13 protein-coding genes are annotated in these 13557 nt (G+C 70.7%); 9 read left to right on the forward strand and 4 right to left on the reverse strand.

Going from position 1 to position 13557, the window contains the following annotated elements; genetic code table 11:
- Positions 1 to 404: 404 nt before the first annotated feature.
- Positions 405 to 998 carry a hypothetical protein gene (locus tag KCH87_RS02715; protein ID WP_210583717.1) on the forward strand — a complete coding sequence of 198 codons (594 nt, stop codon included), beginning with the start codon at positions 405 to 407 and terminating at the stop codon, positions 996 to 998.
- A 49-nt stretch (positions 999 to 1047) separates the two neighbouring features.
- Here KCH87_RS02715 and KCH87_RS02720 read toward each other — a convergent pair whose 3' ends face one another.
- Positions 1048 to 2304, reverse strand: coding sequence for a SpoIIE family protein phosphatase (locus tag KCH87_RS02720; RefSeq protein WP_308298732.1), 1257 nt, complete (start codon positions 2302 to 2304; stop codon positions 1048 to 1050).
- Positions 2305 to 2706: 402 nt separating this feature from the next.
- Here KCH87_RS02720 and KCH87_RS02725 point away from each other — a divergent pair, with 402 nt between their 5' ends.
- The 6 genes from KCH87_RS02725 (at position 2707) to KCH87_RS02750 (ending at position 8703) form a co-directional block, all read left to right on the forward strand.
- Entirely contained in the window at positions 2707 to 3255 is a 549-nt protein-coding gene (locus tag KCH87_RS02725; protein WP_247195562.1) for a hypothetical protein, read from the forward strand.
- Positions 3256 to 3812: 557 nt separating this feature from the next.
- Positions 3813 to 4385 (forward strand): GNAT family N-acetyltransferase, encoded by a 573-nt coding sequence (locus KCH87_RS02730; RefSeq protein ID WP_210583719.1) that lies wholly within the window; start codon positions 3813 to 3815, stop codon positions 4383 to 4385.
- Between the two features lie 81 nt (positions 4386 to 4466).
- Positions 4467 to 5186 (forward strand): GntR family transcriptional regulator, encoded by a 720-nt coding sequence (locus KCH87_RS02735; RefSeq protein WP_210583721.1) that lies wholly within the window; start codon positions 4467 to 4469, stop codon positions 5184 to 5186.
- Complete coding sequence (locus tag KCH87_RS02740) at positions 5183 to 6184, forward strand: ADP-ribosylglycohydrolase family protein (protein WP_210583723.1); 1002 nt, start codon at positions 5183 to 5185, stop codon at positions 6182 to 6184. The genes KCH87_RS02735 and KCH87_RS02740 overlap by 4 nt, the downstream gene beginning before the upstream one ends.
- A 66-nt stretch (positions 6185 to 6250) precedes the next feature.
- Positions 6251 to 7738: a cytosine permease gene (locus KCH87_RS02745; protein WP_210583725.1), complete on the forward strand. Its 1488-nt coding sequence runs from the start codon at positions 6251 to 6253 to the stop codon at positions 7736 to 7738.
- Positions 7735 to 8703 (forward strand): PfkB family carbohydrate kinase, encoded by a 969-nt coding sequence (locus KCH87_RS02750; protein ID WP_210583727.1) that lies wholly within the window; start codon positions 7735 to 7737, stop codon positions 8701 to 8703. Before KCH87_RS02745 ends, KCH87_RS02750 begins: the two co-directional genes overlap by 4 nt.
- 42 nt (positions 8704 to 8745) lie before the next feature.
- Here KCH87_RS02750 and lpdA read toward each other — a convergent pair whose 3' ends face one another.
- Together lpdA and KCH87_RS02760 are read right to left on the reverse strand one after the other, a co-directional pair.
- Positions 8746 to 10146 carry a dihydrolipoyl dehydrogenase gene (lpdA, locus tag KCH87_RS02755; protein WP_210583729.1) on the reverse strand — a complete coding sequence of 467 codons (1401 nt, stop codon included), beginning with the start codon at positions 10144 to 10146 and terminating at the stop codon, positions 8746 to 8748.
- Positions 10147 to 10227: 81 nt separating this feature from the next.
- The gene (locus tag KCH87_RS02760) at positions 10228 to 11232 is read right to left on the reverse strand and encodes a LacI family DNA-binding transcriptional regulator (protein WP_210583731.1); all 1005 of its coding nucleotides are present in this window, start codon (positions 11230 to 11232) and stop codon (positions 10228 to 10230) included.
- A gap of 146 nt (positions 11233 to 11378) precedes the next feature.
- Between KCH87_RS02760 and KCH87_RS02765 the strand changes: the two genes are divergently transcribed.
- Positions 11379 to 12308 carry an amidohydrolase family protein gene (locus KCH87_RS02765; protein ID WP_210583733.1) on the forward strand — a complete coding sequence of 310 codons (930 nt, stop codon included), beginning with the start codon at positions 11379 to 11381 and terminating at the stop codon, positions 12306 to 12308.
- Positions 12305 to 12805: a cysteine dioxygenase family protein gene (locus tag KCH87_RS02770; RefSeq protein WP_210583735.1), complete on the forward strand. Its 501-nt coding sequence runs from the start codon at positions 12305 to 12307 to the stop codon at positions 12803 to 12805. Before KCH87_RS02765 ends, KCH87_RS02770 begins: the two co-directional genes overlap by 4 nt.
- 148 nt (positions 12806 to 12953) lie before the next feature.
- On the opposite strand, the gene KCH87_RS02775 is transcribed toward KCH87_RS02770, so the two are convergent.
- Complete coding sequence (locus tag KCH87_RS02775; protein WP_210583736.1) at positions 12954 to 13523, reverse strand: DinB family protein; 570 nt, start codon at positions 13521 to 13523, stop codon at positions 12954 to 12956.
- Positions 13524 to 13557 lie beyond the last annotated feature (34 nt).

Below are 13557 nucleotides of genomic sequence, written 5' to 3' on the forward strand. Positions count from 1 at the left end.
GCTGGAGTGGCGGGCCGTCAGCTCCGCCTGCCCCGAGGCCCGGGACCGAGGCCGGGCTACTCGCCCCTGCCCCACTGCCGGAATTGCCGGTCCAGCCCGACCGCGCCAACCGGCCCTGGAACGCAACCCGTCGGGCTCCGCGCTGATCAACTCGCCTGCCTAGGTCATCGCTTCGAGTATCCGCAGGTCGTCGCCCACCACGCGCCCTCTGCCGGATACTTCCCGCTTCCGTGGTGGGCCGGTCTCACTGTGGTGTGCGCGTACACGGCGATGGCTCTGGGCCTTGCCGTGAGCCGCCCGCCCCGGAGCGACGAACGGGCCGAGCGGCCGGCGGACCGGAGGTGACCCATAGAAGTGCCGGTGTCCGCGCGCTCGTTCACCATCGCCGAGGGCAGAATCGCCCCATGCCCACCTCAACGTCCGCCCGTCGTACGCCTCTTGCCGGTGCCGGCCTCGTCCTGGCAGCCGCGCTGACCCTCACCGCCTGCGGTGAGCTGCGCGCCGCGGACTCAACGGCCGGAGGCACGCCCAGCGCCTCGTCCCATGCCGCCGGAGCCTCCCCGTACGTGGAGCCGGGGGCCGGCGACGGCGCCCCGCACCACAACGAGAACAACGCCTACCGCCGCTCGGGCGACATGTCCGCCGCCCACGCGAAGGACGCCGGGCGGGAGGCCGAGCGCATCAGGGCGGTGCTCAAGCGGCTGTGGGAGCAGGGGAAGTGGGACCCCACGACGGTGCGAGCGGCGCTGCTCCGGCTCGGCTATGAGGAGGAACGCGTGACGCAGGACGGCAAGCGGCTCGGCGGAACGCTCACCGTCCGGGAAATGTTCTCGCGCTACGAAAACGGCGGCTACGTCACCCCCGAGGGTGCCCTCGTCGGCCTGCGCGTTCACGCCGACGCCTGCGTCACCGCCTTCGTGCAGAAGTCCAACTACGAGGTGGAGACCAACGGCCCGTACCCGGAGACCGGCTGTTTCGAGCCGCCCTACGGCCACTGAGCGAGGGGGCGACGCCGCAGGTGTCGCACGGTCTGCCTTCTCGCGCGGCTCAGCGCTGCATGTCGGGTGCGAGCGCGGAGCGGTCCTGGAGGCGAGCGGCCAGTACCGCGACATCGTCCTCGGCATTCCGGGCGTCGAGGCGGGCGAGCACCGTGTCGAGGACGTCCTCGACACCTGCGGCGGCCGAGAAGTTCAGACCTGCCAGCCGGTCCAGGGACTCGTCGATGTCCTCGCCGCGGCGCTCCACGAGCCCGTCCGTGAACAGCATCAGCGCCTGGGCGGGATCCAGTCGGTAGGTCGCCGGCTGGTAGCCGCCGAGGCCGGTGCCCAGGGGTGGGCCGACCGGCACCGGAAGCAGGGCAACCCGGCCGCTCCCGTCGATTACGGCCGGTGGCAGATGGCCGGCACTGGCCACGGTCACCAGCCCCCGGACCGGATCCACGCGCGCGATGAGGCAGGTGGCCGGGCGGCGGTCCGGCTCCCGGGAGGCGATGTCGTCGAGCTGGCGCAGCACGCGATGCGGAGGCAGGTCCGCAGAGGCGATGTACCGCAGGGTGGAGCGGTAGGCCGCCATATCGACGGCGGCCTCCAGGCCGTGGCCCATGACATCGCCGACGACGAGGAGCGTACGGCCGAAGTGCAGCCGGACGGTCTCGCACCAGTCACCGCCGACCAGGGCCCGCTGCCCGACGGGCAGATAGCGGATGGCGACATCCAGGTTCGGGTGCGGCCGGCCGGGTTCGGCGAGCAGGGCCCGTTGCAGCCTGCCGACGATGCCGCTCAGCGCGTCGTACTCCCGAGCGTGTCGGATGTTCGAGGAAGCCCGCTCGGCAAGGAACGCCACCAGCTCCTCCTCGGCGTGCGTGAACGGCGCCCCCTCGCGGGCGCACACCAACACGCCGTAGCAGTGCTCATTGACGGCGAGCGGCACGCACAGCGCGGGCCCGGAAGCGCCGGTCGCCGCTTGCACGACCCCGTTCTCCCCCAGTCCCGCCGTATCCCGCGCCACGGCCGCCGCCCACTCGACGCCGGGCAGCACCGCCGGATTCCCGCAGACGGCCTCGTACTCCGAGCCTGCCCCGCCCCGCACAGGCAGGACCGCCGCCGCGACCCCCACCTGCCCGGCGACCTCCCGGGTCAGTTCCGCGTACGTGGTGCCCTCGTCCAGCGTCGTACCGATCCGGGCCGCCGCCGAGCGCAGCGCACCCAGTGGGGACGGCGCACCCACGCCCCGCGCAGGCACACCGCCGTGTCCGTTCGCCTCCACCGCGGCCGGACTCTGAAACGACTCGAACCATTGCGCCACATGCACCACCCTAAAGGCGCAGGAAACCGGTCAACGTAACGTCCAGGTTTCGTCATATCGAACATGCATCCGAAATGATACAGCCGCAGACCACGAGCGGCGCCGGCTTCCGTTCCACTCCGCCCACCCGGGGGCGCACGTACGCATATATCTGCTGGTTTGACGCGCGGGCGCTCGCCCCATACGGGGAATTGGGCCCCGGCCGTCTGTGCGCGGCACCTGGCACCCGATGCACTGGGGCATCCACCGGTTATCCACGTCTCTGAACCAGCCCGACAACCCAACGATCCCCTCTGTCACCCCCGAACAACCCCCCGCCGGGCAGTACTTGATCCCTGTGAGGAACCGGACGGGCCATGCAATGGCCCGTCTCGGACATCGGCGCACTACAAGGAGGCATTGATGGCATTCGCGCAGTGGACGAGGTCAATGGAGTGGCTGGCCGCGGCGTCGGAGGACCCCCGCGCATGCAAGGAGGAGTGGCAGAACGGCAGTACCGGGGTCACGCTGCTTGCCGCCGGACGGTTCTGGGACGTGCTGGTCGTGCCGGAAGAACTCGGACTGCGCGTCGCCGACCTCCTGGACGAGTTGCCGCTGCTCAATCCCGGCCCCTGTCTGCTGGACGCCCGACGCCGTCACGTGGGCTTCCTCCTGCCGCCGGAGCCGCATGCAGTGTGGATCGGCACCGGCCTGCGCCTTCTCGGCAGGGGAACGTGGATCGCCGCTCCCGCGCCGCACTGCCGCTGGGGTGCGCTGCGCTGGCTCGTCCCGCCGGACGGCACCGGCACCCTGACCATGCCCGAGATTCTGGAAGTGGCCCTGCAACGCTGCGCGGGCGAGCTGTCCCGCCTCCAGGGCGACCCCGCACCCGTAGGGCAGGGCGACGGCCCGTTCGCGCCCATCCCCTTTCCGGCCGAATCCGAGACGTTCCGATCACCCCAGCGAGCGTGAACACCCATGACCATCAGGATGGGGAGATCCGAACCACGGCTGCTGGGGATGTCACGAGTGACGCCGCGACGAGGCCTGGCCAGGATGGGCGGTATGCCTTCCTTTTCTCTCCGCCGGCGTGAGTTCGTGACAGCAACTGCCCTGGCGATGTTGCCGCTTGCGGGTACGCCTGCCGCCGCACGGGCCCGATCGGCCGGGCGCTCCGCCAAGCGCCTGCGCCTGCCGGAGCCGACCGGACCGTTCACCATCGGCCAGGTTCCGCTGCGGCTGGTGGACCGTACCCGGCCCGATCCATGGATGCCGTCGCTGCCGTACCGCGAGCTGATCCGCATCCCGTCGGGCACGGTGGACTGGTCGGGCACATACACGCATGCCTACCAGGAGGCACCAGCTGTCGGACGTACTCGATCTGCGCAGGGTCGGCATGGCCGGTCAGTCGGGCGGCGGGTTCACGGCCGCTCAGAGCATGTACGAGGACAGCAGGGTCCGCGTCGGGATCGACTTGGACGGCACCCTGGAGTTCAACCAGGTCACAGGGGCCGTGACATCGTGGAGCCATGCCCATCGACGTTCGCCCGGCTTCGGTCTTCGAGGATGTCCGTGCTGTGGTCGGCCCGAAGTCTCCTGGGGCCAACGTCTGCTGGTGCCTGAGTTACCGGATCCCGTCCAAGCTCAACAACGAGCTTCGCGGGCCGGACCGCGGCGAGTACGTCGCCGAGCTGTGCCGTGGCGAACCCGCTCCGGGAGTGATCGCCTACGACGGTGACGAGCCGGTCGGCTGGGCCGCCGTGGCACCCCGGTCGGCCACTTCCTTCGCGCGCAACCGGAAGATCCCGCACGTGGACGACCTGCCGGTCTGGTCGCTGTGGTGCATTCGCGTGCGCCCCGGTCACCGGAAGCAAGGGGTCTCGCACGCCCTCATCGCCGGCGCGGTGGACTTCGCCCGCGACCACGGCGCCCCGGCCATCGAGGCGTACCCCCTCGACAACGGTGACGCCAAGGTCGACATCACGATGGCGTACGCCGGTATCCGGAAGAACTTCGAACGCGCCGGGTTCAGCCACGCTGCCGACACCACCTCGGTGCTGGCGGGTCATCCCCGGGTACTGATGCGACTCGACCTGCGCTGACAGCAGAGGGGCAACGTCACCGCCGGAACAGTTTCCCCCGAGCTATAGACCTGTCCAGGCATGTCCACTACCCTCCTGGACATGCCTGGACAGGTTCACAAGCACCATCGCATCGCCCGCGTTCTGGCCGACGAGATCAGAGCCGGCTTGCACAGCACCGGCGAGCGGTTGCCCGGAGAGCACGCGCTCACCAAGCGGTTCGGGGTCAGCCGTACGACACTTCGGCAGGCGCTCCAGGTGCTCGGTGACGAGGGACTCATCGCGACGCACCCCGGCATCGGTTCGTTCGTCACCTTCGACGGTATGCCCCTGGACAACCGGCTCGGCTGGACGCGTTCCCTTGCGGGAGGCGCGGCCGAGCTGGTCACCGAGGTGCTGCGGTTCGAGACCGTCGGCGACCCCGCGCTGGCGGCGGAGCTCGGGACGGAGTCGGACAGGTTCGTCGCGCTCGACCGGGTGCGGCGGCTACCGGACGGCCGGGGTGTCTCGCTGGAGCTCAGCCGCGTCCCCGCCGTGGGGGCGCTCGCCGACCTGCCTCGGACCGGGCTCACCGACGGATCGCTCAACAAGACCCTGCTGGCCGCGGGCCGGATCACCGAGTCCGGTGACGGCCAGGTCTCCGTCCGCGGCCTCGACGAGGCCCAGGCGGCAACCCTGCACCGCTCCCCCGGCGAGTCCTTCCTGCATCTGGCCCAGGTGTACCGGGCCGCCGACGAATCCGTCGTCGAACAGGTGACGAGCCTTCTCGACCCCTCCAGGTTCCAACTGCACGTCCACTCGGGGCGAGGAGATCGCCGGTGACCATCGACAACACCACCCTCGACCGCGCCCTCGGCGCGTTCTACGGCCTCGCCATGGGCGACGCGCTCGGCATGCCCACCCAGGTCATGTCCCGCCGCGACGTCGTACGGGCGTACGGCACCCTCACCGGCTTCGCGCCGGCCGGGCCCGGCAATCCGGTCAGCGGCGGGATGCCCGCGGGGTCCGTCACCGACGACACCGAACAGGCCGTGATCGTCGGTCGGCTCATCGCGGAGGGCGGCGGGCACATCGACCCGCTGCGGCTCGCGCACGAACTGCTCGACTGGGAGAAGGAGATGAAGGCGAAGGGTTCCTTCGACCTCCTCGGTCCCTCGACGAAGGCCGCCCTGGACGCGGTGGCGCGCGGCGTGCCGCCCGAAGAGGCCGGAAAGTACGGCACCACCAACGGGGCGGCCATGCGGGTCACGCCCGTCGGAATCGCCTTCCGTACCGAGCCCGCCGACGCGTTCCTCGACCGGGTCGTGGAGTCGTGCCAAGTGACGCACGACACCACCGTCGGCATCGCGGGGGCGGCGGCCGTCGCGGCCGCCGTCAGCACCGGTGTCGATGGTGGCACCCTGGAGGACGCCGTGGCCGCCGCGATCGAGGCGGCGAGGGCCGGCGCGGAACGGGGCCACTGGATCGCGGGCGCGGACATCGCGTCGCGGATCGCGTGGGCGTCCGCGCTGGTCAAGGGGGTCCCCGAGGCGGAGGCACTGGAACTGGTGAGCTCGCTCGTCGGTACGAGCGTGGCCAGCCAGGAGTCCGTACCGGCGGCGTTCGCGGTCCTCTCCGTCGCCGGCGGCGACCCGTGGCGCAGCTGTCTGCTCGCGGCGAACCTCGGTGGCGACAGCGACACGATCGCCGCGATCGCCGGTGCGGTGGCAGGGTCCGTGGCCGGGCTCACGGCGCTGCCCGCAGACGCCGTCGACACACTCCGCACCGTCAACGAACTTGAGCTCGAGCCCCTTACGGAGCGCCTGCTCGCGCTGCGCTGACCGCGCGCACCCCTGCGCCGCCGGCGCAGCACTCGTCCCCTCCGTATGAGGCAAGGAGGTTCCGTCATGACCGCTTCGGCGACGAACGATCAAGTCGGCACCAACACGGCAGAAGGCGTCAACGACCAGGTCGGAGCGATCGAGGCCCGTGGCATCGAGCCGGTCCCCGACGAGGAGAGGCACGGCCAGGCCATCCAGATGTTCTGGACCTGGTTCGCCGCCAACATCTCCATTCTGGGACTCCCGCTCGGCGCGACCCTCGTCGCGTTCCGCGGCCTGAACATCTGGCAGGCGATCCTTGTCGCCGTGATCGGCTCGGTGGGTTCGTTCGCGCTGGTGGGCGTCCTCAGCCTGGCGGGCAAGAAGGGCGGCGCGCCCGCGCTGACCCTGTCCCGCGCGGTGTTCGGGCAGCGGGGCAACGCCGGGCCGACGCTGATCAGCTGGCTGAGCCGGATCGGCTGGGAGACGATCTCGACGACCACCGCGGCGTACGCGCTGCTCGCGCTCTTCCAGTGGATCTTCGGCTGGCACCAGAACACGGTGCTGGCGGTCATCTCCCTGCTGATCTTCATCGGGTGCACCCTGCTGATCAGCGGCCTCGGCCACGCCACGATCATGTGGATCAACAAGTGGGCCACGATCGTGTTCGGTGTGCTGAACCTGATCGTGATGGGCTTCCTCGTCGCCACCGTCGACTGGGACAAGGTTCTCGGCGTGGACGCGGGCCCCGTGAGCAGCGTCGTCGCCGGTATCGGCTTCATCGCCGCGGGTACGGGCATCGGCTGGGCGAACGCGGGCGCGGACTACGCCCGCTACCTGCCCCGGAAGATCCCCGCGGGCCGGCTGGTGACGGCCTCAGCGTTCGGCGCCGGCATCCCGCTGGTGCTGCTGATCTCGCTGGGCTCGCTGCTCTCCGCGGGCGACGAGACACTGGCGAGTGCGAGCGACCCGGTCGCCGCGATCAACGGCATGCTGCCGTCGTGGATGGCCGTGCCCTATCTCATCGCGGCCTTCGGAGGGCTGCTGATGTCGAACCACCTGTCGACGTACTCGGCGGGCCTGACGATGCTCACGCTGGGGCTGCGGGTTCCCAGGCACTGGGCGGTGACCCTCGACGTCGTGCTGATGTTCCTCGGCGGCATCTACTTCATGCTGATCGCGGAGGACTTCTACGGACCGTTCTCGACGTTCCTCACCCTGCTCGCGGTGCCGATCTCGGCCTGGGTCGGCGTCTCCCTGGTCGACTCCGCACGGGGCCGCAGGTACGACTCCGCCGCTCTGATGGACACGTCCCGTACGAGCCGCTACTGGTACACCGGCGGTTTCCGTATCCCCGCGGTGCTGGCCTGGACCGTGGCCATCGTGATGGGGCTGCTGTTCACGGAGGCGTCGACGAGCGCGGACGACGTGTGGTTCGCGGGCCCGTGGGCCCACACCTGGCTCGGCACGAACGGGCTCGGCTGGGCGATCTCCCTGGCCGTGGGCGCACTGCTGTACACCGTGTTCGGCGGCCGTCCCGCGCCCGTGTCCGAGGTGGAAGGCGCGAACCGGTGAGCGGACGGGTGATCCTGGCGGGCAACGTCATCGCCGACCTGGTGATCGAGGTGCCCGCGCTGCCCGAGCGCGGCGGCGACGTCATCGGCACGCGGACGGAGGTGACGGCGGGCGGCGGTTTCAACACGCTCGTCGCGGCCGGACGGCTCGGCGCGCGCACCGTGTTCGCGGGGCTGCACGGCACCGGCCCGTACGGCGACCTGGTCCGTGCGGCGCTCGCCTCCGAGGGCGTACGGGCCCTGCTGCCGGCCCGTACGGACGGCGACACCGGCTTCACCGTGGCCCTGGTGGACGCGGGCGGTGAGCGGACGTTCGTGACGAGCTTCGGCGTCGAAGCCGGGATGACCGCCGCGGACGTGGCGGCCATCGCGGCGGAGGTGCGCGCCCGGGACCTGGTGCAGCTGTCCGGCTACGGTCTGGTGATGCCGGTGAACGGCCCCCTGCTGTCCTCCTTCGCGACGGGCCTGCCGCCGGACGTCACGCTCTCTTTGGATCCCGCGCCGCTGGTGGCGGACATCCCGGCGGCGGTGCTGAAACCGGTCCTCGCGCGGACGAACTGGCTCAGCGCGAACGCGCGCGAGGCGCGGCTGATGTCGGGCCACGACGACCCCGGCACGGCTGCGTCGGTGCTGCGCGAGCGGCTGGCGCCGGGCGCCGGGGTGCTGGTGCGCGCGGACAAGGACGGCTGCTGGCTGGCCCCGCCCGACGGCTCCGCCCCCGTGCACGTGCCGGGGTTTCCGGTGGACGCCGTGGACAGCAACGGGGCAGGCGACGCCCATGTGGGCGCGTTCCTCGCCCTGTTGAGCGAGGGCGTGGCCCCGGTGGCCGCGGTGCGGACGGCCAACGCGGCGGCGGCGTACGCGGTCACGCGGCGCGGCCCCGCGACGGCGCCGACGCGAGCGGAACTGATTGCGTTCGCACGGACAGCCGGCGCGAAGGACGTGGCAGCGCTGCTGAGCGGCTAGTGCTGCGACAGCGGTGAGGTGCGTCTCGGCCCGCGTCCGCCGTCACATGTTGATCATGTGTCCGGCCAGCCCGTGGATGGCCTCCTTGACGGCCTCGCCCAGCGTCGGGTGGCCGTGCACATTGCGGGCGACTTCGTTGACGGTCAGGTCCCACTGCTGAGCGAGGGTCAGTTCCGGGAGGAGTTCGGTGACTTCGGGGCCGATCAGGTGAGCGCCGAGGAGTTCGCCGTACCGGGCGTCGCTGAGGATCTTGACGAAGCCCGCGGTGTCGCCCAGGCCGTGCGACTTGCCGTTGGCCGTGAACGGGAACTTCGCCACCTTGACGTCGAAGCCCTTCTCACGGGCCTGCGCCTCGGTCCAGCCGAAGCTGGCGATCTGCGGCTGGCAGTACGTCGCCCGCGGGATCATGACGTAGTCGAGCTCCATGGTCTCCGCGTCGGCGATCGTCTCGGCCGCCACGATGCCCATCGACTCGGCGGCGTGAGCGAGCATCAGCTTCGCCGTCACATCGCCGATGGCGAAGATGTGCGGGACGCTCGTGCGGCAGCGGGCGTCGATGTCGATCGCCCCGCGATCGGTGAGCTTCACGCCGGTGTTCTCCAGGCCGTAGCCCTGCACACGCGGCTGGAAGCCGATCGCCTGAAGCACCTTGCCGGCCTGTAGTGTCTGCCGCTGGCCGCCCGTGGTCACCATGACCTTGACCGAATCGCCCGAGTCGTTGATGGCCTCGACCCGGGTGGAGGTCAGCACATTGACGCCGAGCCGCTTGTAGCGGCGGGCCAGTTCCGCGGAGACCTCTTCGTCCTCCAGGGGGACGATGCGGTCGAGGAACTCGACGAGGGTGACCTGGACGCCGTAGTTGTGCAGCACGTACGCGAACTCGACGCCGATGGCACCCGCGCCCGCGATGACGATGCTCTCCGGGAGCGTGTCGGACAGGATCTGCTCCTCGTACGTCACCACGCGCTCGCTGAGCGAGGTGCCGGGCAGCAGCTTTGTGGTGGCGCCGGCGGCGATGATGCAGTGGCCGAAGGTGACGGTCTCCGAGCCGCCGTCGGTCAGAGCGACCTGGAGGGTGTGGTCGTCGCTGAAGGTGCCGCGGCCGGTGTACTGGGTGATCTTGTTCTTCTTCATCAGGTAGTGGACGCCCTTGACGCGCCCGTCCGCCACCTTGCGGCTGCGGGTGAAGGCCGCGCCGTAGTCGAAGCTCACCTCGCCGTTCACCTGGATGCCGAAGGTCTTGGCCTCCTGGGTGAAGATGTGGGCCAGCTCCGCGTTGCGCAGCAGCGCCTTCGACGGGATGCACCCCACGTTGAGGCAGACTCCGCCCCAGTACTTCTCCTCGACGACCGCCGCGCTCAGGCCGAGCTGGGCAGCCCTGATCGCTGCGACATATCCCCCGGGGCCGGCGCCCAGGACCACCACGTCAAAGTGTGCGCTCATGGCGGCCAGCCTAGGTTCTGTCCGTGAATCATGCGCGAAGTCGGGCCGCATCAGGGGTGCATCGGTGGACGGGACGCTCCGTCACACCCGCACCGCCGACCCCCGCTCGCTCATCCGCGGCGCACAGAGGATCCGCTTCCTGCGTACCCGCTTTCCCTCGATCGCCGCGACGGTCAGCCGGGCCGCCTCCACGGCGATCTCGGCCAGTCCCCAGTCCACCGTGGTCAGTGGCGGCGTGAGCACCCGCGACACCGGGTGGTCGTCGAAGCCGACCACGGACACGTCCCGGCCCACTTCGAGCGAGGCCTCGGCCGCCGCCCCGTAGACCCCGTACGCCAAGGAGTCGGAGAAGCAGAACACGGCGGTCGCGGACCACGCGCTGTCCAGGACGCGCCGGGCCACCGCCGTCGCCTCACCCAACTCCTGCGGGCACGGCACCAACTCGACCGACAGCCCGAGCCGGTCGGCCGCCTCGCGGACGTACACATCGGCGGGCCTGCCGGGTGTACTCGGCTGCGTCGGGGTCAGCACGGTCACCCGGCGGTGGCCGAGGCCGTGCAGATACTCCAGTACGGCGTCGATACCGGCCCGGTTGTCGAAGATGACCTGCCCGGCCGTGCGGGCCCGGCTCAGCGAGTCCCCGACGGCCACGACCGGCAGGGCGTCGGCGATCGCGGCCCAGCCCTCCGCCGAGGGGTTCACGGGAGACACGAGCAGGGCGTCGACCCGCTGGTCGCGCAGCTGCTTGGCGAGGGCCAGTTCCCGGTCGGGGTCGCCGCCCGCGTCCAGGATCAGCGCATAGTGGTCGCTGACCAGCAGCTCCCGGCCGATGGCCGCCATCAGTTGCTGCTGCCAGAGGTCCTGGAGGTCGCCGGCGAGGACTCCGACCATGCTGGTGCGGCCGCTGGCCAGGGCGCGGGCGATGGGATCGGCCTCGTAACCCAGCTCGGCCGCCGCCTTGCGTACCCGCTCCTCGGTCTCCTTCGAGACCTGCTTGCCGCGCAGGGCGTAAGAGACGGCTGCGGTGGAAAGGCCCGTGGCCTCGGCCACCTCACGGAGGGTGGTGCGCTTATTGGGCCTGGCCATGGCGGGAAGCCTACCGGGCCCTGTCCGGACTGTGGGCGCACGCTTGACACGCCATCTTGTTAACCGTTTAAGTTAAGCGCATCACTGAAGCGCTTAACAACACCAGTCCCCTGCCCTGTCAGCCTGGTCTTCCCGAGGACCTCAGCGTGCCCATCGACGTCCACCAGCACATCTGGCCGCCCGCCTTCATCGAGTTGCTCCGCGCCCGCACCACGTCGCCGTATCTCGACGGCTGGACCCTGCACATGACGGGCGAGCCACCCTTCGTGATCGACCCTGCCGATCACGACATCGCCGCGCGTGTCCGCCTCGCCGCCACGGACGGTCTCGACCTGGCCCTGGTCTCGCTCTCCAGCCCGCTGGGCATCGAGTACCTGCCGCCCGCCGAGGCCACCCCGCTCCTGACCGCGTTCCACGACGGCGCCCTCGCGCTCCCGGCTCCCTTCGGCGTCTGGGCCTCGCCCTGTCTGTCCGGGCCGGACCCCGAGGCGGTCGAACGCGAACTGCGTCGCGGCTGCGCGGGCCTCCAACTCCCCGCCACGGCACTGCTCGACGCCGCGGGCTGGAACGAGTGCGCTCCTCTCCTGGACGTCCTCACCCGCCTGGGCAAACCCCTGTTCGTCCACCCCGGAGCCGCCCCGGCCGCCCAGGACACACCGCCCTGGTGGCCCGCGCTGGTCCCCTACCTCCAGCAGATGCACGCGTCGTGGTTCGCGTTCCGCGCCTTCGGCCGCGCCCGCCATCCCCAACTGCGGGTCTGCTTCGCCGCGCTCGCCGGCCTGGCCCCGCTGCACGGCGAACGGCTGGCGGCCCGGGGCGGAGGGCGCGGCGAGATCGACTTCGACGTCTTCTACGAAACGTCCTCCTACGGGACACGCGCCGTGGACGCGCTCGTCCGGGCCGCCGGCATCGACGTGATCGTCAGCGGCAGCGACCGGCCGTACGCGACCCCCGTCATCCCCGACATCGGCGCGGACGCCGCCGTCCACGCCCTGCGCACCACCAACCCGGCCCGCCTGCTGCACGGCCCGCACCCGAGCCACGCCGGCGGACAGCCAGAAGGGAGCCACCCGTGACATACGAGGCCCTGCCGGACCGCACCCTGGACAAGCGCGAACTCCGGGCACTCGTCGACGAACTCGCCGCCCGTCCCGATCTCTGGCGCGAACAGATCGCCTTCTCGGACGAGCAGCGGCACTACGCCTCCCTGTACCGCGACGAGTACGTCGACGTATGGCTGCTGTGCTGGACCCGGCAGAACGACACCGGCTGGCACGACCACGACATCTCCTCCGGCGCGGTCCGCGTCGTCCAGGGCGTGCTCAACGAGTCCAACCCGCGCATAGGCGGCAGCCATCTGTCCGCCACCGTCGGCGCCGGCGGATCGTTCTGCTTCGGCCCCGAACACATCCACCGCCTCACCGGCGCCACCAACGACACGGTGTCGATCCACGCGTACTCACCCCCGTTGTGGCGCCTCGGCCAGTACGACATCACCGAGGACGGTGTGATGCGCCGAATCTCCGTCTCCTACGCGGACGAACTGCGCCCCCTGGACAACCCGGCCGCCTGAACCCGGTCCCGGGCGACGGCTTGCCGGACAGGACGTTCCGCAGTGCGGCTACAGTGCGGTACCGCGCCCCGTAAGGGGCGCGGGGAACCGCGCGACCAGCCCCCACCGGCCCGCAGCCGGCGAACCGAACTTCCCGCAGAGCGCCTGGTCACTGGCCCACCCTTCCGTCGACGCACTCGCGCAACAGGTCGGCGTGCCCGCAGTGACGGGCATACTCCTCGATCCGGTGCACCATCAGCTCCCGAACCGAGGTCCTGTCCTTCCCCAGACGCTCACTCAGGTCCGGGTGCCCGGCCAGCGCGGCGTCGGTCGCGGCCTGCTCTCGCGCCAGATCGGAGTACGCGGCGTCGACCTCGGCCTGTTCGGCGACAACTCCGTTGAAGTCCGCGTCACGCTCGCCGTACAGCTTCGGCAGCGGCTCAGCGTCGCTGATCCAGTTGCGCCAGTCCCGTTCGACCTCGGCGAGGTGCCGCACCAGGCCGAGCAGCGACATCGTCGACGGCGGAACCGACCGACGGGCCAGTTGCTCCGCGTCCAGGCCCTCGCACTTCATCCGCAGGGTCATGCGGTAGCCGGTCAGAAAGTCCAGCAGCGTCGCGAGCTCACCGTCCGGACTGGCTCCTTCGCTGTCGCGGGGGTCGTCGTCCGGGTCGACCCACATGTCGGGGTAGATGGTTGCCTGGCTCCATCGTGCGGGTTCGTCGCTCATGCGGGCCATGTTCGTCCGTGAGGGCAGAAGCTCGCCAATGATT

Origin of the sequence: Streptomyces sp. GESEQ-35 (assembly GCF_017948485.1) — a bacterium.
Taxonomy (GTDB): Bacteria; Actinomycetota; Actinomycetes; order Streptomycetales; family Streptomycetaceae; genus Streptomyces.

Excerpts from the sequence above, each read along its gene's own strand:
- KCH87_RS02715 (WP_210583717.1), top strand. The coding sequence starts at position 405 with ATGCCCACCTCAACGTCCGCCCGTCGTACGCCTCTTGCCGGTGCCGGC.
- KCH87_RS02725 (WP_247195562.1), top strand. The coding sequence starts at position 2,707 with ATGGCATTCGCGCAGTGGACGAGGTCAATGGAGTGGCTGGCCGCGGCG.
- KCH87_RS02730 (WP_210583719.1), top strand. The coding sequence starts at position 3,813 with ATGCCCATCGACGTTCGCCCGGCTTCGGTCTTCGAGGATGTCCGTGCT.
- KCH87_RS02735 (WP_210583721.1), top strand. The coding sequence starts at position 4,467 with ATGCCTGGACAGGTTCACAAGCACCATCGCATCGCCCGCGTTCTGGCC.
- KCH87_RS02745 (WP_210583725.1), top strand. The coding sequence starts at position 6,251 with ATGACCGCTTCGGCGACGAACGATCAAGTCGGCACCAACACGGCAGAA.
- lpdA (WP_210583729.1), bottom strand. The coding sequence starts at position 10,146 with ATGAGCGCACACTTTGACGTGGTGGTCCTGGGCGCCGGCCCCGGGGGA.
- KCH87_RS02760 (WP_210583731.1), bottom strand. The coding sequence starts at position 11,232 with ATGGCCAGGCCCAATAAGCGCACCACCCTCCGTGAGGTGGCCGAGGCC.
- KCH87_RS02775 (WP_210583736.1), bottom strand. The coding sequence starts at position 13,523 with ATGGCCCGCATGAGCGACGAACCCGCACGATGGAGCCAGGCAACCATC.